Here is a 19763-nt window from a genome sequence, read left to right as displayed (position 1 = left end):
CGGTTACAATGTAAGTTTACCCTGAAGTCGGATATCCTCCGAGGAGGCTCCCACGGAGATGAGGAACTCGCCGGGCTCCACGACCCGCTGCATGCGGTTGTCCCAGAGCGCAAAGGCCTTTTCGTCCAGCGGGAAGCTCACCCGGCGGCTCTCTCCGGCGGGGATCGACACCCGGGTGAAGGCCCGCAACTGTTTCACGGGTCGGACGGTCGAGGCCACCTCGTCGGTCACGTAGAGCTGGGGAACCTCGTCTCCGGCCCGATCTCCCGTATTGGAGATCGTAAAACTTACCTCGGCGCAGGAGTCGCCCCGCTTCTCGATCGTCAGATCGGAGTATTCGAAGGTCGTATAGCTCAGTCCGTAGCCGAACTCGTAGAGCGGCGAGGAGGGGCACTCCACGTAGTCGTGACCGAGCGGGAAATGGCGGTTGTAGTAGACCGGAAGCTGGCCGACACTCCGTGGCACGCTGATCGGAAGCCGTCCGGCGGGATTGAAATCGCCCGAAAGCACGTCGGCCAGGGCGTGACCACCCTCCTGACCGGGGTACCACAGCGTAAGCAGCGCATCGGCATGCTCCCGCGCCCAGTCCTTGTCGAGCGGACGCCCCTCGATGTAGACCACCACGAGCGGTTTGCCGGTTGCCTCGAGCGCCTCAAGCAGGCGGTTCTGAAGCCCCAGCAGATCCAGTGTCGAGCGGTCGAAGCCCTCGCCGGCCTCCATGTCGCTGACCGATTCGCTGTCCGCTACGGCGGCTCCCGTGTCGATGTATTTGGTCCGAAAGTCCCGGGCGCTGGAGCCCCCCACGACGGCAACCACCACATCGGCGCGTCGGGCTGCAGCCACGGCCCGCGCGATCTCGTCGAAGGATTCATCCCGCACGGCACACCCCTTGACATACTCGACACACCCCGGGAAACGCGCCTCGAGACCTTCGCGCATGGTGACAATGCGGTCGGGATCCTGCGGGGCCGTATAGTCGCCCAGCTGGTTGTAGGTGTTGTCGGCATTCGGCCCGACGAGAGCGATGCGCATTCCCTCCTTCAGCGGAAGGATACCCCGGTTTTCAAGCAGGATGACACTCTCGTCGGCCAGACGGCGCGCCAGGGCGACATGCTTCGGGGTGCGGACCTGCGTGTCGGCAAGCGATTCGTCGATATAGGGGTGGTCGAAGAGGCCGAGCTGGAACTTGATGCGCAGGACGGCCGCAACGGCCTCGTCCAGCTCATCGCGACTGATCCGTCCGTCGGCGAGGCTCTCCTTCAGCAACGGATAGCAGTTGGCGCCCAGATCCACGTCGACTCCCGCCCGGAGGGCCAGTTCGGCCGCTTCGCGCCGGTCGGCGGCCACGTGGTGGCACTCGCACAGGCCGGTGATGCTCTCCAGATCGGAGACCACAAATCCGCCAAAGCCCCACTCCTCGCGAAGAATGCCCCGCAGAAGCCGCTCGTTGGCCGTACTGGGAACTCCGTCGATGGCGTTGTAGGAGGTCATCACCGAGAGCGCGCCGGAGCGGATGGCCGACTCGAAGGCCGGCAGAAAATTCTCCCGCAACTCGCGCTCGCCCACCTGCGAGGGATTGCCGTTATGTCCCCCCTCGGGAATGCCGTATGCCACGAAATGCTTGAGCGTGGAGATCACGCCCCGATCCCAGCCGTTGTGCAGCGGCGACGTCCCGCGCACCATGGCCGAAGCCATCTCCGAGGTCAGAAAGACATCCTCGCCATAGGTCTCCTCGACCCGCGACCAGCGCGGCTCGCGGGCTATGTCGATCACCGGTCCGTAGCCGATATGGCCGCCCTGTGCACGGAGTTCGGCGGCAATCGTGCGACCGGTCTGCTCGACGGCCTCCACATCCCACGTGGAGGCCATGCCGATGCTGGTCGGAAAGACCGTCGTGCCGATGGCCATGTGTCCGTGGGGAGCCTCCTCGGCCAGAATGACGGGGATGCCGAGTCGGCTGTGTTCGATGGCATAGCGCTGCAGTTCGTTGTAGGCCCGGGCGCTCAGTCGCGGATTCAGGCCCGTTTCGAGGGTCTTGCGCGTCCACGGATCGGCCCGGAACGTCGCCCACAGCATGCCGCCGTGCTGTTTGTCGATGAACTCCCGGTAGGCTTCGGAGACCGTCACGGTGCTGTCCGAAAGCTTTTCATACATGGGCCAGCCCAGCGGGCACAGAAGCTGTCCGATCTTCTCCTCGTCGGTCATGCGCGAAACAAGGTCCGAAACCCGCTTCTCCACCGGGAGATCCGGATTCCGATAGGCCGGTGTACAGGCTGTCGCGGTCAGCAGCGTGCCGGCAAGGATGGTTGCTACGCTCTTTATCATGGTTGGTTTTCGTTTTTGAGTAGACGATTTGCACCCCCCATCCCGAAATCCGACGGACATCCGGGCGAAAGGTGTGCGCAACGACTCCGCGCCGTGTGTCTGTCAAGGAGTGGCCGGTGCGGCAGCCGGCATCGGAGGCGTGCCGGAAAAGGCGGGGAAGCCGCCGGCCGCAGACGAGCGGAAGAAAAAAACCGGAGATAGCGCAAAAATGGCCGTTGCATCCCCACGGACGACATACCCGTAAGTCCGTATCCGTGAGTCGCGGAGCGATTTTCTGAGGCTGGATATGGCGTATTCAAGGGGGGGGGTAGTTTTAAGTTCAGGCAAAATTACAAATTTTATGTTTAAATTTGCACGGCTCCCCGGACCTTACGGTAAGGCCCGAAATCCATCCGTCGTTTTGCGCGCAAACCGCCTCCGAAAAGCTCGTTCCGGGCATCGGATTGCAGGGAGATTCAACGGGGAGTCCGGCCGCACGGAGGATGCGGATGACGGACCTGTCCGAGCGGGGCGATTCGGGTCGCAACGGGATCGATTCGGGTCTGCAGGCCTCTGAGACCGCGGTCGACCGTCGCCGGAGCCGATTCCCGGACAGGGTTCCGATCCGCAGATCCCCGGTCGTAGCCCCCGGATGAAAGTTCCGTCTGCCGGCTCCGACGGACAGAGCCGCACAACTTGCAACTGGAGTTTAATCCGAAAAACCAAAAAATACGCTAACTACCATTCCGTCGAATCGCAGACCCTTCACTCCGGGTCGTGCCGCAGCAGCGGAACCCCGGCTTTCAAAACACCTTCACCCATGCGCAAAACCCTCCTTACCCTACTGATCTCGGTCGTTCTGGCCTCAGGCTGCACGCAGACGGTCGAAACCCCGGCTCTGCTGCCCCTCCCCTCGCAGGTCTCCTCTCACACCTCGACCTACACGCTCCGCGACGGGTACGGCATCGACTGCCAAGACGCGAAACTGAATTTCATCGCCGACTACACTTCCCGGATGATTCACGATCTGACCGGTGTGAGCAGCTCCCCGGACGGGAAGGCGGAAGTGCGGCTCACCCTGACCTCCGACTCCCTACAGTCGGAGGGGTACAGGCTCCGCATCGGCCGCAAGGGAATCGACATCGAGGCGGCATCGCCCGCCGGCATCTTCTACGGCGTACAGACCCTGCGGCAGCTGCTTCCCCGGCAGGAGGAGGCGTCGCCGTCCTGCACGCTGCACGGAATCGACATTCAGGACTCGCCCCGTTTCGGATGGCGCGGCCTGCATCTGGATGTCAGCCGGCACTTCTTCACCGTCGACGAGATCAAGCGCTTCATCGACGTCATGGCCATGTACAAGTTCAACCGCTTTCACTGGCATCTGACCGATGATCAGGGCTGGCGCATCGAGATCCGCAGCCATCCCGAACTCACCCGTCTCGGCGCCTGGCGGGAGGGAATCGGCTTCCCAGAAAACGAAAAGCTCGCCTTCCCGACCGAAGACGTACACCCCTACGGCGGTTTCTACACCCAGGAGCAGATCCGCGACGTGGTGGCCTACGCCGCCGAACGGATGATCGAGATCCTTCCCGAGATCGACCTCCCGGGCCACTCCACGGCGGCCATTCATGCCCTGCCGGAGCTCTTCTGCCGCCCGGACAAACGGCTCGCCGTCTGGATGCACGGCGGAGTCAGCGAAGGCGTCATGTGCGCCGGCCGGGAATCCACGTATGCCATTCTGGAGGATATTCTCGGCGAGGTCTGCGCGCTGTTTCCCTTCGAATACATCCACCTCGGAGGCGACGAGGCCCCCAAGAAGGGCTGGGAAAAGTGTCCCCAATGCCAGGCCCGCATCCGGGCCGAAGGGCTCGCCAACGAAAACGAACTCCAGGCCTATTTCATGCACCGGCTCGAAAAATTCGTCAACAGCCGGGGCAAACGCATGATCGGCTGGGACGAGATCATGGAGGGAGGGCTCTCGCCCACGGCCACCGTGATGTCGTGGCGGGGCGTGCTGCCCGGCCTTGAGGCCGCCCGCGGAGGCAATGACGTGGTCATGACCCCCGGGTCCTACCTCTATCTCAACCACCCGCAGTCGTACAACCGGGTCACCAACACGTCGGAGGGCATCCTCTCGCTGAAGCGCGTCTACGGATTCGACCCCGCGCCCGAAGCCGATCTTACACCCGAAGCCCGCGCCCATATTCTGGGCGTACAGGCCTGCCAATGGTCGGAATGCACGCCCAACGAGCAGATCCTCTACTACAAGGAGTATCCCCGCGCCATTGCCGTGGCGGAGATGGGCTGGACGGCTCAGACCGACCGCAACTGGGAGGATTTCCAGGCTCGCCTCAAGCGTCACCTCGGACTGCTCTCCCTCTACGGCATTCCGTACGGAGCTCCCAGCCGCGAGTTGCAGATCGCGCTGGTCCCCGACGCCGCGGGGAAACCGTGCATCCGGATCTCGGCCGAGACCGACGAACCCATCCACTACACCCTCGACGGAAGCGAACCGACTCAGGAGAGCCCTGTCTACGAGGGTCCCGTAGCCGTGAGCGGCGACTGCACCGTGCGTGCGCAGATCTTCGCCGACGCCCCGGCCTGCCCGGCCGAACAGACCATTCACTTCCACAAGGCCCTCTGCAAACCGGTCTCCTATGCACTGCCCTACTCGACCAACCACGACGGAGGCGGCGACTTCGCCATGACGGACGGCTGCTTCGAAAAGTGGCAGGGTTTCGAGAAGCAGGATGCCGATTTCACCCTCGATCTGGGACGGCCGACGACGATCGACAGCATCCGCACCCGCTGGATGTATGACATTTCGGACTGGGTGCTCCGCCCGCGCGAGGTGACTTTCAGCATCTCCGAGGACGGCAAGTCGTTCACCGAACTGCTGCGACGGAAACTCGTCAATCCCGAAGGACAATACGACAAGGGCGTTGAAGAGGTAAGCTGTCCGGTCGGCGGACGTCCGGTGCGGTTCATCCGCGTAGAGGCCCGCAGCGAAAAGGTCAATCCCGCCTGGCACAGCAGTGCCGGCGCTCCGTGCTGGATCTTCATCGACGAGGTGGTCGTGGAGTGAGCCGCGGCCGCGAACCCTCCCGCCCGAACGAAAAACCCGGAAAGACTCCCTCTCGGAGAACCTTTCCGGGTTTTTCATCACGATGTACGGCCGCTTCTGCGCTCCCGTCCGAACCGTCGGCAAAGATCCGGGACGGCACCGATGGAGGAGCCGATCCGCATCAGCGGCCCGGATGCGGGCCGTGGCGTACATGCCCGGCGGAACTGCGGATTCTGCTCCGCAATGCGCACGTAGACGTCGATCGAGCGATTTTCGCTGTTGACCTGCTGACCGATCATCGCAACCGTACCATGGAACGTCTGAAGGTCCATGCCGCTGACGCGGAACTCGACCTGATCACCGATCATCAGATGCGGCAGATCCTTCTCATAGGCCGTCAGGCGGAGCATCATTTTGCGCTTGTCGACAATCTCGCACAGCGGCTCGCCCACGTCGAAATGGCGGCCGATATTCATCTTCACGTCGGCCACATAGCCGCTGATCGGCGCCTTGACCTCCAGCAGCGGCGCAATCCCCCGACTCAGCAGATGGGTCGTATCCATACCCAGCAAGGCCAGCTGAGCGGCGGCAGCCTCCATGCGGCTGCGCATCGAGAGATACTCGGCACGGCTCTGCTGGTAGCGTTTCTGCGAAGAGGCCTCCTCGCGCGAAAGCGTCTGCTGACGCAGATACTCCGTACGCAGGTATTCGTACTGCGCGTGGCTGTCCAGGTAGGTCTGCTGCAGGGTGATGAACTCCGGATTTTCGAGCGTCGCCAACACGTCGCCCTGCTTGACATAGGCGCCGGGAAGCAGCGTGGTGCTCCGGACCGATCCACCCATGGTCAGAGTCACCGTGGCACGGTGCTGCGGCGGAATGGCCAGCGTTCCATTGAAGAGCGTTTCATTCGGAACCGACGTGACTCCCGACGCCGCATCCACCGCGGCGTCGGCCGGTTCAGCGGCCGCAAGTTCGACCGTATCGGCCGTCTGAACGGCCGCGGAGGCCGGATCGGCGGCCGTCGACGAGGTCCCCGAATTCGAGCAGGCCCCGAGCAGCAGGGTCAAGGGAAGAAATATCTTTTTCATAAGACTTGTTTTTAGCGGTATAATTCGTATTCGAGTGCGGCAATATTGTACTGGTTGAGCGTTTCGACGTAGCCCCGGCGGATCTCAAGCGCCGTATTGAGGCTCAGGATATATTCGGCAATGCTCGTCTCGCTGTTGGCCAACTGGAGCTTGGCGGCGCGGATGAGCGTCTCGGCCTCCGGAAGCGCCGACTCCGTGTAGTAGCGCAGGCTCTCGCCGTAACGCCGCAGCGAGGCTTCGAGCTCGGTCACCCGACTGGTCACCGTGCGCAGGTTCATCTCCGCCTCGTTGCGGGCGATACGGGCATCGGCCTTCGCCTGGCGGATCCGGCTGTGCTGCGAATTGAAGAAGATCGGGAACGATGCTCCCACCACATAGGCGTTCAGCCCCTTGTCCGGAAGGATGTTCTGCCGCTGGTAACCCAGCGAGAACTCCGGGAAAAAGCGGCTCTTCTCCACCTTGACCCGGGCCTCCGCTTCGCGCACCTGCGAGTCGTAGTAGCTGCGCTGAAGATCGGCCGCCACCTTGTGCTCCTCCTCGGCTTGGAAGAGCCTGTTGCGCATCTCGGCGGCCATCGTCGCCGTCATGCTCAACTCCAGGCGCGTGATGTCGCCCTGTTCGTAGCACAGCTGGCTCGTACGCGACAACTCCGCGGCCAGGGCATTCTGATCGGCGTAGAGGCGGCACAGATCCTGTGTATAGAGGTAGCAGGACCACGTCCGTTTGGCCTCGGCCATAACCTCGCGGCGAACCAGTTCCTTGCAGTGGCCTCCGGTTTCGATCTGCCGGCGGGCCAACGCATTTTTGTAGAAGGGCGTCAGCAGCGAGCCGACCGACTGCGTGATGCTGATCTCACGGTCGTTGCGCTCCGTGCCGTTGAGCTGGCCGAACGAATAGTCGACCGTCGTCGGGGCCAGTTCCCACGACTCGCCGCGCATGGCCCGCGTGCGCTCGATGGCCACGTCGGCCGACTGCAGGCGCGGGTGGTTCGCAACGGCCATTTCAACGGCCTCGTCCAGCGTTACGCGCTCCTGGCTGTGGCCCTGCAGCGGCTGCAGCAGCAACATTGGCAGAAGCAGCAGCGGGAAGAGGCGGCGGAACAGCGGCCGGCGACGCAGCAGCGAGGCCTCGCCGACCAGTTTGTAGAAGACCGGCACGACGAAGAGCGTCAGCAGCGTCGAAACGAAGAGTCCGCCGATCACCACCGTGGCCAGCGGGCGCTGCACCTCGGCACCGGCCGTCGTGGCGATGGCCATCGGGACGAAGCCCAGCGAGGCAACCAGACCCGTCAGGAAGACCGGACGAAGCAGATGCTGCGTACCGCGTGCAATGACGCGGCGCGTTGAAAGTGGATAGGGTGTCATGTCACGCAAGGCATTGAATTGGTTGATCATCAGGATACCGTTGAGCACGGCCACGCCGAACAGGGCGATAAAGCCCACTCCGGCCGAGATGCTGAACGGAAGTCCCCGCAGCCACAGGGCCAGGATGCCGCCGATGATCGACAGCGGCACCGTCGAGAAGACCACCAGCGTATAGGTCACGCTCTTGAAGGCGAAGAACAGCAGCAGGATCAGCAGCAGCGCCACGGGAATCACCACCAGCAGCGTGCGGATGGCATTCTGCAGATTCTCGAACTGTCCGCCGTATTCGAAGTAGTAGCCCGGTTTGAGCGAGACGTTCCGCTCGAGGCTCTCCCGGATGGAGGCCACCACCTGCTGGATGTCGGCATCACGCACGTTCACACCGATCACCACGCGCCGTTTCGTGGCATCGCGGTTGATCTGCAGCGGACCGTTCACCAGATCGATCGTCGCCACCTCGCTCACCGGAAGCTGGATGCCGTCCGACGTGCGGATGAAGAGCCGGTCGAGGTTCAGGTCGGCCACCTTGCGCTGGTCCACTCCTCGAAGGGCTTCATGACGATCATCACGTCGGCATCCTCCACGGCCATCGGGTCGGTCGGAACCTCCGCCGTACCGATCGTCGCCACCACATGCCTGATCTCCGGGAAGTTGTCCATCAGGATCTTCTCGGCGTGTTCCGAAACGGCGATGCTCCGCGTCAGCGAACTGCCCGCCGGAAGGGTCATCTGCATGGCGAAGTCCCCCTCGTCGAGCGTCGGGATGAACTCGGCGCCCAGACGCGTGAAGAGCAGCAGGCTCCCGATGAAGGCCGCCACCGCCACGCCGACCGTCGCCCAGCGGAACTGCAGGCAGACACTCAGACACCGCTGGTAGATGCGGTTCAGCCATACGAAGAAGCGGTCGGCAAGCGTCGGTTTGGCCTGGATGCGCCGCTTGAGGAAGAGCGACGACATCATCGGCACGTAGGTCAGCGAGAGGAACAGCGCTCCGATAATACAGAATACCAGCGTCTTGGCCGTCGGCGTGAAGTACTTGCCCTCGATGCCCGTCAGCGTCAGGATCGGGAAGAAGACGATCAGGATGATGACCACGGCGAAGGTTGCCGAGCGCACCACGCTGCCCGCGTCCGGCCGAGGTTCTGACGGCCGTAGAGGTGAGCCAGAATACCCTCGACAATCAAGATCGAACCGTCGACCACGATACCGAAGTCAATGGCGCCGAGACTCATCAGGTTGGCCGAAACCCCGAACAGACGCATGAGAATGAAGGCGAAGAGCATCGCCAGCGGGATCACCGACGCCACGATCAGTCCGGCCCGGACGTTGCCCAGGAAGACGATCAGCACGATGAAGACGATGATCGCCCCCTCGATCAGATTGCGGATGACGGTCGAGATGTTGCGGTTGACCAGCTCCGAACGGTTCAGATAGGGCGAGATCGTGACCTCTTCCGGCAGTATCTTCTGGATCTTCGCGACCCGCGACTCCAACTCCCGGGTCACCACGTTGGCATTCGCACCCTTGAGCATCATGGCGATGCCGCCCACGCATTCACCCTTGCCGTCGCGCGTCATGGCGCCGAAGCGTTTGGCCGAACCGAACTTCACCGTCGCCACATCACTCACATGGATCGGGATGCCGCCGCGGTTGGCCACGACGATCTGTCGCACGTCGTCCAGCGACGAGATCATTCCCTCCGAACGGATGTAGTAGGCCCGGTTGACCCTTTCGATGTAGCTGCCGCCCGTATTCTGGTTGTTGCGGCTCAGCGTCTCGAAGACATCCCCGATGGTGATGTTGAGCGAATAGAGCGCATCGGGATCCACGGCCACCTCGTACTGTTTGAGGTAACCGCCGAAACTGTTGATCTCGACAATGCCCGGAATGCCCGACAACTGTCGCTTGACAATCCAGTCCTGGATCGTACGCAACTCCATGGCGTCGTAACGGTCTTCGTAGCCCGGAGCCACATCGAGCGTATACTGGTAGATTTCGCCCAGACCCGTGGTGATGGGCATCATCTCCGGCGTGCCGAGTTTGGGCGGGATCTCGCCGGCCACGGTCTGGATCTGTTCGTTGATCAACTGGCGCGCATCGAGGATCGGAACGCTCTCCTTGAAGACAACCGTCACGACGGACAACCCGAAACGCGACACGGAACGGATCTCCTCGACATTCATGATGTTGCTCATTGCCACTTCGATCGGGAAGGTGATCAGCTGCTCAACCTCCTGGGGAACCAGCGTCGGTGAAACAGTCACGATCTGCACCTGGTTGTTGGTGATGTCCGGCACGGCATCAACCGGCAACGTCAACATCGCATAGATGCCTCCCGCAAGCAGGAAAAGCATCGTCAACCCGATGAAGAGAGCTTTTTCGTAACCGCAAAGCGAACTATGGTTTTAAACATACTGTGGTAATATGGATTTCGCACAAAAACACACAATCAAGTGTCACATGGTGCAAAAAAAAGGCGGAAAATACCATTTTCCGTCCTGACGGTCTTCAGTCCCCCCCCGAACCGCAACAACTTACAGCCGCTGTCGGCCGTATTTACGCTCAAAGAGCGCGGCATTGCGCTGCCCCCACTCGATCATCGAGTCGATGATCGGCAGCAGCGTTGCGCCCAGCTCCGAAAGCGCATACTCTGAACGCGGCGGCAATTCGGCATAGATGGTCTTGGTCACCAGACCGTCCTCGACCAGCTCCTTGAGCTGCAGGTCCAGAACCCGCGGGGTCGCCTCGGGAAGATTCCGGTGCAGCTCGCTCGGGCGAAGCGCCCCGTGGCGCAGTTCGTCCAGAATACACGACTTCCATTTCGAGTCCATCAGGCTCATCGTCAGCCGCAGCGGGCAATCCAGATCTACGGGTATCTTGCGTTCGTACATGGCACTCCTTCTTTTCTCAACGCAAAGATAGGAATATCCCCCGATATCAGGGATACACCGAATAATTTTTCAGTAGCCGAAACATTTTTCGGTACTTGATTCGCCGGCCGGTTCTGCGTAATTTTGTCCGTGTAAAACCAATACCTGTTTCCCATGAGAGCAAGCATCGAAACGTATCGGGCCGTCGAAGCGGCCGCCCGAAAATTCGTGCAGAGCGTCGCCGAAGGCAACAGCCGCCCGGCCCGCGAACTGTTTATCGACGAGGCCGTGCTGTTCGGCTATCTGGACGGCCGGCTCGAACACGGCTCCATCGAGCAATTCTACCACAACGTTGACACCGTACCGGCCGGAGAGTCGTTCAAGGCGCGCATCGACGTCCTCGACGTCGAGGAGACACTGGCCGTCGTGCGCGTGCTGGAGGAGAAATGGGGCGGACGCATCGACTTCACGGACTACCTGCTGTTGATGAAGATCGACGGTGAATGGCGTTGCGTGGCCAAGGCCTACAACCAGAATTCGGATACCATTCAAAAATAAGAGCCCCATGAAAATGACGGTAATCACGGGAAGTCCCCGCAAAAACGGCAACAGTTTTGCCATGACCGATGCCTTCATCCGCGCAGCCCGCGAACTCGGGCACTCGGTCGAACGTTTCGACGCCGCCTTTCTCAAGATCGGCGGCTGCCACGCCTGCATGACCTGCTACAAGACGGGCAAGGCCTGCTCGTTCAACGGAGAGTTTGATGCCATCGCCTCGTCGATCCTCACGTCCGATGCCGTCGTCTTCACCATGCCCGTTTACTGGTACTCCATTCCGGCACAGATCAAGGCGGTGATCGACTGTCTCTTCTCGCTCGTCGTGGGCGGGAAGTCCGTCGCCGGCAAAAAATGCGCCCTGATCGCCTGCTGCGAGGAGGAGGAGATGTCGGTGCTGGACGGCGTGCGGATCCCGATGGAACGCACCGCAGCACTGCTCCAATGGGAGATGGTCGGCGAAGTGCTCATCCCGGGCGTGCTGAACGAAGGCGACATCGACCGAACCGACGGCTGCCGACAGGCGGCCGAACTGGCCGGAAAGTTCTGAGTGACGAACCGACCTGGTGATGTCCTGACGGGCGCTCATGCGATGATGCCGGGATCCGGGCCTTCGGTGAGCGCCCGCCTTTTAGGTGCACGGGAACCGGATGAATATCCCGCAGCGGGGCCCGACAGCGGTACCGCGGAACAGACCGGCGCCCAAATCAGAGCCGTTCAAATCCTTCAAACGGTTTCTTTCGAAACTTTTCGCAACTTTTTCTTTCATTTTATGGCCTGTTTTTCGTATTAATATGAAAAAGGGCCATTTAGGAGAAGAAAAAATTGATCATTACAGGAATATTGCATATCTTTGCAGTCCTAAACCTCCGAGACCTATACTCAGCCCGAGAGAAAAGGTAATTTCCTCCGGGATGCGTGATGAATGACAGTGGCTCAGTATTTCCGGAGAAGAAGTTACTTTCTTATGCGGATCAATACGACACTTGCACTCATTTGTCTGGTGGGTCTTGCTCTTCCGGCCATGAGTCGGGAAATACCGGCTCCATCCCGTGGAGGGGGGGGGAATTTTTCCGACCCGATAAAGGCTGACTCATCGTGTATCGTCGACCGATTCGCTCTCTACTACTGGAGAGACCGGATCGATCTTGATGAGGAGTATCTCGACAACCGGTGGCAGATGGACCGAATCCGGCACTATCTGGCCAATTCACCGCACATCGACAGCATCACCATCTATGCCTACGCCTCACCCGAAGGCGTCTACGAGCACAACGTCTGGCTGGCCCGCAAACGTGCCGAAGCCGCCCGGCGTTTCGTCCTTGCGCACATTCCTGCAGATCGGAATTTCAACGCGGACCGCATCCGGCTCTGCCCGATGAACGAAAACTGGGAGGGCCTGACCCGGGAACTCGAGGCCAACTACCATCGCAACGACCGCGACAAGGTACTCGCCATCCTCGAAGCTCCCGTGCGCAACGATACCAAAAAATGGAGACTTCAGCAACTCGACAACGGTTACACCTATAAATATATTATCCGCAACCACATGCCCCGGTTGCGTCTGGCCACCTGGATCTGCATCTGGCAGAAGCCGCAGCAGAATCCCGTAGGCAAACCGGTGGAGTTCGCCGTGGAAGAGCCCGTCAAGAGTCCGCTCACGCCCCTTGCCGGCATCGGGCAGCAGGATACGGCCGCCTGGAAGAAACGAACCATCGTGGCGCTGAAGACCAATATGCTGTATGATGCAGCAACGGCGCTCAACTTCGCAATCGAGGTTCCCTTCAACGAAAAATTCTCGATCCTCTACGAACACCACTGCCCCTGGTGGCTCACCGGCAGCAACCGCTACTGTCTGCAGCTGCTCTCCTTCGGCGGCGAATTCCGCTGGTGGTTCAAGCCCAAAACCCAACCCGAAACCCCGCGCAGAGTCCAGCGCGATGCCCTGGTCGGCCATTTCCTCGGACTCTACGGCATGGGCGGAAAGTTCGACCTGCAGGCCAACAAGACCTTCTGCTATCAGGGCGAATTCTTCAGCGCGGGTCTCACCTACGGATACTCCATGCCCATTGCCAAACGCGTCAATCTTGAATTCTCCATCTCGGCCGGCTATGCGCGTATCCCCTACCGCCACTACAACCCCACCGATGATTGGGAACTGCTGATCCGCGACCGCAACAAATCGGGTGTCTGGCACTATTTCGGTCCCACGAAGATCGAAGTGGCGCTCAGCGTGCCCCTGCTCGTCAAAACCAAGGTGAAAGGAGGTAACCGATGAAACGCTCGATCACTTTACTGCCCGCGACCGCCGCCCTGCTCGCGACGGCCCTGCTTACGACCCGTTGCGAACGCCGTCCGCTCGTGGACGCCGGCAATACGCACTACGTCCGGGTCTACATCGACGAGAAGATCAAGAACGTCACGACGGGATTCTACAACTCCTCGCTCGTCAAACCCGACTACGCGACACCCGAAATGTTCCGTGTCGCCCTCTACGATCTGACAACCGGTCAAATCGCCGCCGAACGCTACCTGCGCAACCGACATACCGATGCCCGCGGCGTCTACTACGACGGCTACATCGTCGCCGAACCCGGCGACTACCGGCTGCTGACCTACAACTTCGGCACCGAGACGACGATCATCGACCAAAGCCACCTCTACCACGAAGCCGTGGCCCGTACGAACGAAATCTCCACCGTGCTGCGGCAATCGCTCTCCGTACGTGCCGGAGGCGACGAGGAGCGGATCGTCTACGGCCCCGACCACCTCTTTGTCGACCAGCATCCCGGTCTGACGATTGCCCCGAAGGAGGAGGTCGACACGTTGCGCAGTGTCGATGGCGACCACTTCACGGCCCAGAGCATCGTGCTGTCGTACTACCTACAGATCCGTGTCAAGGGGGCTCAGTGGATCTCCTCGGCCGTCGGTCTGGTGACCGGCATGGCCGGGTCGGCCACGCTCAACGACGGACAGGCCCGCGAAGAGGATCCCGTCACGGTCTACTTCGAGATGCAGCGCGGCGGACTCGACACCAACGAACCGTTCATCTACACGACATTCCACACCTTCGGCAAACTGCCCGACGTGAACAACGAACTCTCCATTACGTTTGACGTCCGCACCACCGACGGCCGCGCCCTGACCACCACGATCGACATTACGGACAAATTCTCCGAACCCGATGCCATCGAACACCAGTGGATCCTGCTCGACCAGGTGCTCAACATCCCCGAACCCGAAGAGCCCGAAGGAAGCGGAGACGGATTCGCTCCGGGCGTCGACGACTGGGAAGACATAGAGACCGATATTATCATCTGATAATCACACGGATAACAGATATTATTTCAATTCACTCTTTAATGTTCTATTTTATGAAAAAAGTTTTGCTTTTGGCAGCTGCGGCAGGCATCGTGCTCTCCGGCTGCGTGAAGAACGAACCGGCCGAAACGTTCGGTGCGTCGGACGCAAAGATCACGTTCGAAGCTCCGGCCGTAGGTGCCTCGACCCGTGCCATCCCGGGCGAGATCGACAACTCGGCAGCCTATCCTGTCGACGAAAAATTCAACGTCTGGGGTTGGTATCACCAAGGGGACTACACCACCTTCGGTGACTCGGGCAACGCGTGGACCAACTACATGACCCAGGCCGACGGCAAACCCATCACGGTAGCCAAAGAGGGCAACACCTGGGCCCCGGCAACGGACTATTTCTGGCCCAAAACCGGTAAGCTGACCTTTGCCGCCTACTCGCCGGCCGATGCCGCAGGTACCTTCACCCACACGGCCGAGGGTCTGCAGATCGCCGGATTTACGGTTCCCGCAATCGGCGATCAGTACGACCTGATGTACAGCGACCGTGCCTACAACCGCACCAGCTCGGACAACAACTACTCGGGAAGTGCTACGAATACCTATGACGGGGTCGACATCGTCTTCCACCACGCCTTGTCGTCGATCGTCTTCAAGGTCGGCACCAAGGAGAATTACTCGACGGGAGCCGACATCGACTTCAAGATCAAGAGCATCACGATCAAGAATGTCTACAATGCCGGTAACTTCAACGAGACGCTGACCGACGGCACGACGACCCGCACTCCCGCCTGGAAGGCAACCGGCAATGCAGATGCCCAGTATGTCGCATTCACGGGTGAATTCGCTGTGCCCGAGGATGGAGCGACCTACACGGAGCCCACGGGCGCTGCCGATCTGATCCTGCTTCCGCAGTCGTTCGAAAGCAACACCGCTGCCGTTGTCGAGATTGTTTACACCTATGAAACGGCCGCTTCGGGCGCGATCGAGGCTACGGAGACCTTCAATCTGAACAGCACGACGAATGCCAAGGCCTGGGAGCCCAACAAGCGCTACACCTACCGCATTATCTTCGGTCTGGACAAGATCACCTTCGCTCCCATTGTCGAGAACTGGGAGGATGTGACCGTCGAGCCCGGCATCAACCTGTAATCCGCCCGCGGAGGCGAAACCTATTCCGCAATTTGCCTGCGGACGGGGTGATACCCGCCGCAGGCCCTAAAGACCTGACAAGCATGAAAAACCCACTCTTTCGGATCCTTCTCGCTTCGGCTGCCGCCTCGCTGATCGGCGCCGGCTGCGTGAATGAAGACCGCGACCATCACGATCCCGTCGTAAGGCTCGCGTTCGAACCCGTCATGCAGGCACAGGTACGCTCGGACGCCGCCCCGGAGGACGCCGCCGCAGCCTACTCCATCGAAGACCATTTCGGGGTCAGCGGCTGGTCGCTCGACAAAGAGTCCTCCTGGAAAGCCGAAGCCAAAAGCGCCGACAGCTATCTGGCCATGGAACGTCTCGTCCGGAACGGAAACCTCTGGTATCCCGACCCGGAACTGGACTGGCCGTCGGATCAGTACACGCTCTCCTGCATCGGGTTTGCACCGTTCGAGGCCGCCACAGCCTGCACTCCGTCGGAAGGCGTCGTCTTCGACGAAGTGGACACCTCGTCGGACCCCGGCGACCTCCACTACACCGAGCCCCAGACCGATCTGGCCAAAAGCCACAACGGCGGGATCATCCCCCTGCCGATGATCCCCGCACTCTGCAAAGTCGACTTCCGGGTACGCAGCGTCTCGGGGTACGAATCCACACGCGTCTATGTCCGCAGCATTACGCTCGCCGGAATCGCGCTGAAGGGCCGCTTCCAGTCGCTGCCCGAGCCGAAGTGGACGCTCGAGAATCCGGCAGATGAGCGTCTTCTCTTCTTCGAAGGCGATCAGGAGGCGGTATATACGCCGCAGATCGTCGGCTCCGCACGGCGCATCATCCCCCAGGAGTTCGACGGCACGATCAACGTCGTCTATCAGTTTGTGACCCCGGCCGGCGGCCGTCTCAACCAAGAGGAGAAGGACCTGCCCCTCAAGATTACGCTCGAAGCCGGCCGCCACTACGTCTTCACGCTGGCCGTCAGCCCGGCCGGCGTCGAGGTAATTCCCGAAAATCCCTCACAACTCGAATAAAAACGCCCGACACGCATGATACGAACATTCAAATACCTGATTCCGATCCTCTCGGTTGCGGCGTGGAGCTGCTCCAACCCCGATACCGGAGGAGCTTCGATGCCCGAAGCCGGAACCGTGCCCATCAGCTGGAAGGTGGAAAGCGTCGACTCTCCCTCTTCCCGCTCGCTCGTGGGCCCCGAATTCGACGATGAGGGGAATCCCTACACCGATCGCGACTGGATCACCCTCGAACAGGCCTGCGCCCCGACCGGGAACGGCGGCGAAGGTCAGGCCATCGGTATCTGGGCCGACTACACCTATACCGACAGCCAGGGCAACGAGAAGACCAACCGCAATATCTTTGCGGGCACCCGGCTCATCTATGCCGAAAAGGCCAACGGGAACCCATGGAGCGACTGGAACTACGAAGGAAACGACCTCTACTGGTTCAAGGGCGGCCAATACAAGTTCCGCGCCTACTACCCCGAGCAGATCGGCGACAACGTCATCTCGTCGGCCACGGCCTCGACCTTCGTCATCGAATACCCGACCCACGACATGCAGGAGGATCTGCTGCTGGCCTACAACTACGTCAACACGACCGATCCGCAGGTCGACCTCAATCAGCCCGTCGCACTCCGATTCAGTCACGGTCTGGCGGCCGTCCGGTTCCTCGTCAAGGCCACCTATTCGAACACCGACTACCTTACTTCGTGCTGGCTTCAGAACGCCGATTCGCGCGACTTCGCCACCTCCGGAATCCTCGCCTACGGATCGGAGACCGACGAGGAGAGCATCTCCTGGATCAACGGCTACAATCCGCCCGTCACCGAACGGATCTATTACTGGAAAAACTCGGGTGTCGAATTTTCGGCGGACCCTACGGCCGGAACCTCAACCCCGGCCATGGCCTACACCCGGACCGGGACCTCGGAGGGTGAACTCTTCGCTCAAAACAACGGCTGGGTGCTGATCCTCCCCCAGCAATCGTCCGGAAACCTGCAGTTCTGCTTCACGACCCAGAGCGGCGAAGAGGGCGTCTATCGTGTCTCCATTCCCAAGGTGACCGAGCGCATCAAGGCCAGCGACGGCTCCGTGGTCGAAAGTACGGAATACCTCCCCGGAAAACGGTATACCTATACGATCTCGATCACCGAAACCAACCTCATCCTCGATCTGACGGTCGCCGACTGGAACGAACGCGAATCGTCACACAGCATCGTCTTCTGACAACGCCCCAAATTCAGCAACCATCATGTACGGCAAACTCTCCATACGCTATCTCGTTCCGATGCTCCTGGCGGCCCTCATCGGGTGCCAGCAGGCTGAAGAGGTCAGTCCCGTGACCCCCGACTCGCCCCGCGAACCGGCCAGTCTGGTCCTGACGTCGGACTTCTCGGCCCTGATCGCCTCCGCATCCCGGGCCAACGACGCCGACGACAACACCATCCGCCACGTCTCGCTCTTCCTGATCAACTACCTCGAAAACCGGCTCGTGGCCTACCGCAACATCTATCCCGACGAGCAGGCCTCGCTCTCGACATACGACGATCGGGATGCCGAAAACGGCTTTGTCAACGAGGCTACCGGCAAGGTCGATCCCGCGCTGAAGTCCGGGAAGATCGTCCGCGTGACGTTCAACTACAACTCGCCGAAGCACGGTCTGGCCGAGAAGCTCACCCGCGGCACCTATGTCCTGCTCGCCGTGGCCAACTACTCTGAATCGGATCAGTTCGGGAACTCCGGAATCGCCCGGCAGATCCGCAACCTGACAGAGCGTTTTCAACAGACTCCGGCAACCGGAATCAGCAACTTCCGCCAGGAGTGCGGCAACTTCTATGATCTGGTGCTGCAAATCCCCGTCAAAACCGACCAGAATAACCAGCAATACGCCCCCTACGTACGCCCCGGGAGTGTCTCCATCCCGCTGAGCACCACGCAGACGCTGAATCTCATCTCCGGTACGAACCGCATGAGCGCCGAACTCAAGCACACGTGCGCCCGCGTGAAAATTGACATCTGCAACTACAGCGAGCTGCCGCTGACGGTCGAGGAGCTCTCGATGAGCGACAACTTCACCCAGTCGGCCTGCTACCTCTTCTCGAGGGCCAACGGCGAGAACTATACCGATGAGGTCGCAAACGCAAACAGCGGCAAGGGGGCTCCGGTCACAACCGACGCCAATGCACTCGTTCCCTTCGTCGAAAATACCGTCGTCACCAAGAATATGGGAGTCACGACGCTCTTCGACGGACTGATCTACGAAAGCCGCGACGAGGTGAACAACTACACCTACACGATCGGGGTCAACTACGGAAACAAGGACCTCACCCGCTACGAACTCAAGAACAACGGCAGGAACATCACGAATACTAGCGACCTGACAAACCAGGGCCCCTACTTCCTGATCAAGCGCAGCGATGCCGATTCGTATCTCTACGACCAGAACGATGCGGTCTACGCTTCAAGCGGCAGCAACACTCCGCAGCAGATCCTCGATCAGTGCGCCGCAAACAACTACTACTACAACTATGTCTGGGAGCTCGTCTGGGACGGCAGCAGCTCGGGCTATTACCTGCGCAATGTCCAGACCGGAAAGTACATCGAGGAAATCACCTCCACCAGCGAATACTACCGTCTGGAGACCGTCGGCTGGACCAGTTCGGCCGATACGTTCAACGTCAGCGGAAGCTACGGCAACTTCAACTTCCGCTCGACCAGTTATTACAATGCAAGGCCGTGGTCGTCGCGTTATGCCTACATCTATTACAACTGGAACAACGGCGTGGTCTGCGGCCATGGCAGCGGCTCGAATTTCATGCTCTACCCGGTTGAACAAGTCTCGGGACTGGGTACCCGCGAACAGGTCATCCTGCGAACCATCGACAAGACGAGCGGCGTGGTGAGCGACGTGCACGAAATCCAGCGCAACGACTTCATCCGCGTGCTTGTCGAGGTGTCGTACAACCCCGACAAGGGCGACTTCGAATTCTACGTCAACGACTGGGAAATCGGCGGCGGCGAGATAACCTTCAATTGATTCTGC

Annotated in this window: 11 protein-coding genes and 2 pseudogenes; 9 read left to right on the top strand and 4 right to left on the bottom strand. The window is 60.5% G+C overall.

The features are described from left to right. Positions 1–3: 3 nt before the first annotated feature. Positions 4–2325: a glycoside hydrolase family 3 N-terminal domain-containing protein gene (locus PUQ42_RS05625; protein WP_273371782.1), complete on the bottom strand. Its 2322-nt coding sequence runs from the start codon at positions 2323–2325 to the stop codon at positions 4–6. A 799-nt stretch (positions 2326–3124) separates the two neighbouring features. Here PUQ42_RS05625 and PUQ42_RS05620 point away from each other — a divergent pair. Next, positions 3125–5389, top strand: a complete 2265-nt coding sequence (locus tag PUQ42_RS05620; protein WP_273371780.1) for a glycoside hydrolase family 20 protein — start codon at positions 3125–3127, stop codon at positions 5387–5389. A 168-nt stretch (positions 5390–5557) separates the two neighbouring features. On the opposite strand, the pseudogene PUQ42_RS05615 reads toward PUQ42_RS05620, so the two are convergent. The 3 genes and pseudogenes from PUQ42_RS05615 to PUQ42_RS05605 all read right to left on the bottom strand — a co-directional run. Next, positions 5558–6456 (bottom strand): annotated as a pseudogene (locus PUQ42_RS05615) (efflux RND transporter periplasmic adaptor subunit); the annotation flags it as partial. Between the two features lie 11 nt (positions 6457–6467). Next, a pseudogene (locus tag PUQ42_RS05610) lies at positions 6468–10232 on the bottom strand (CusA/CzcA family heavy metal efflux RND transporter). Between the two features lie 121 nt (positions 10233–10353). After that, entirely contained in the window at positions 10354–10710 is a 357-nt protein-coding gene (locus PUQ42_RS05605) for a winged helix-turn-helix transcriptional regulator (protein ID WP_087311055.1), read from the bottom strand. Between the two features lie 153 nt (positions 10711–10863). Between PUQ42_RS05605 and PUQ42_RS05600 the strand changes: the two genes are divergently transcribed. The 8 genes from PUQ42_RS05600 to PUQ42_RS05565 all read left to right on the top strand — a co-directional run bounded on the left by PUQ42_RS05600 (position 10864) and on the right by PUQ42_RS05565 (position 19757). Beyond that, positions 10864–11247, top strand: coding sequence for a nuclear transport factor 2 family protein (locus tag PUQ42_RS05600; RefSeq protein ID WP_087405251.1), 384 nt, complete (start codon positions 10864–10866; stop codon positions 11245–11247). A 7-nt stretch (positions 11248–11254) separates the two neighbouring features. Next, complete coding sequence (locus PUQ42_RS05595; protein WP_273371776.1) at positions 11255–11794, top strand: flavodoxin family protein; 540 nt, start codon at positions 11255–11257, stop codon at positions 11792–11794. Between the two features lie 630 nt (positions 11795–12424). Beyond that, positions 12425–13522, top strand: a complete 1098-nt coding sequence (locus PUQ42_RS05590; RefSeq protein WP_273371774.1) for a DUF3575 domain-containing protein — start codon at positions 12425–12427, stop codon at positions 13520–13522. Continuing rightward, positions 13519–14565, top strand: coding sequence for a DUF5119 domain-containing protein (locus tag PUQ42_RS05585; protein ID WP_273371773.1), 1047 nt, complete (start codon positions 13519–13521; stop codon positions 14563–14565). Before PUQ42_RS05590 ends, PUQ42_RS05585 begins: the two co-directional genes overlap by 4 nt. Before the next feature lie 53 nt (positions 14566–14618). Further along, positions 14619–15707 carry a fimbrillin family protein gene (locus PUQ42_RS05580; RefSeq protein WP_273371771.1) on the top strand — a complete coding sequence of 363 codons (1089 nt, stop codon included), beginning with the start codon at positions 14619–14621 and terminating at the stop codon, positions 15705–15707. A gap of 83 nt (positions 15708–15790) precedes the next feature. Continuing rightward, positions 15791–16735 (top strand): fimbrillin family protein, encoded by a 945-nt coding sequence (locus PUQ42_RS05575; RefSeq protein WP_122120945.1) that lies wholly within the window; start codon positions 15791–15793, stop codon positions 16733–16735. Positions 16736–16750: 15 nt separating this feature from the next. After that, entirely contained in the window at positions 16751–17947 is a 1197-nt protein-coding gene (locus tag PUQ42_RS05570) for a fimbrillin family protein (protein ID WP_122120947.1), read from the top strand. A 25-nt stretch (positions 17948–17972) separates the two neighbouring features. Continuing rightward, complete coding sequence (locus PUQ42_RS05565) at positions 17973–19757, top strand: hypothetical protein (RefSeq protein ID WP_273371766.1); 1785 nt, start codon at positions 17973–17975, stop codon at positions 19755–19757. Positions 19758–19763: the final 6 nt, after the last annotated feature.

This window comes from Alistipes megaguti (assembly GCF_944320325.1).
In the GTDB taxonomy this organism is placed as follows: domain Bacteria; phylum Bacteroidota; class Bacteroidia; order Bacteroidales; family Rikenellaceae; genus Alistipes; species Alistipes megaguti.
The sequence above is the reverse complement of the archived record's forward strand: the minus strand, read 5'-3'. Positions and strand labels throughout refer to the sequence as shown.

Coding starts and splice junctions, on each gene's coding strand:
- PUQ42_RS05605 (WP_087311055.1), bottom strand. CDS start 10,710: ATGTACGAACGCAAGATACCCGTAGATCTGGATTGCCCGCTGCGGCTG.
- PUQ42_RS05580 (WP_273371771.1), top strand. CDS start 14,619: ATGAAAAAAGTTTTGCTTTTGGCAGCTGCGGCAGGCATCGTGCTCTCC.
- PUQ42_RS05620 (WP_273371780.1), top strand. CDS start 3,125: ATGCGCAAAACCCTCCTTACCCTACTGATCTCGGTCGTTCTGGCCTCA.
- PUQ42_RS05565 (WP_273371766.1), top strand. CDS start 17,973: ATGTACGGCAAACTCTCCATACGCTATCTCGTTCCGATGCTCCTGGCG.
- PUQ42_RS05585 (WP_273371773.1), top strand. CDS start 13,519: ATGAAACGCTCGATCACTTTACTGCCCGCGACCGCCGCCCTGCTCGCG.
- PUQ42_RS05595 (WP_273371776.1), top strand. CDS start 11,255: ATGAAAATGACGGTAATCACGGGAAGTCCCCGCAAAAACGGCAACAGT.
- PUQ42_RS05600 (WP_087405251.1), top strand. CDS start 10,864: ATGAGAGCAAGCATCGAAACGTATCGGGCCGTCGAAGCGGCCGCCCGA.
- PUQ42_RS05575 (WP_122120945.1), top strand. CDS start 15,791: ATGAAAAACCCACTCTTTCGGATCCTTCTCGCTTCGGCTGCCGCCTCG.
- PUQ42_RS05625 (WP_273371782.1), bottom strand. CDS start 2,325: ATGATAAAGAGCGTAGCAACCATCCTTGCCGGCACGCTGCTGACCGCG.
- PUQ42_RS05570 (WP_122120947.1), top strand. CDS start 16,751: ATGATACGAACATTCAAATACCTGATTCCGATCCTCTCGGTTGCGGCG.
- PUQ42_RS05590 (WP_273371774.1), top strand. CDS start 12,425: ATGGACCGAATCCGGCACTATCTGGCCAATTCACCGCACATCGACAGC.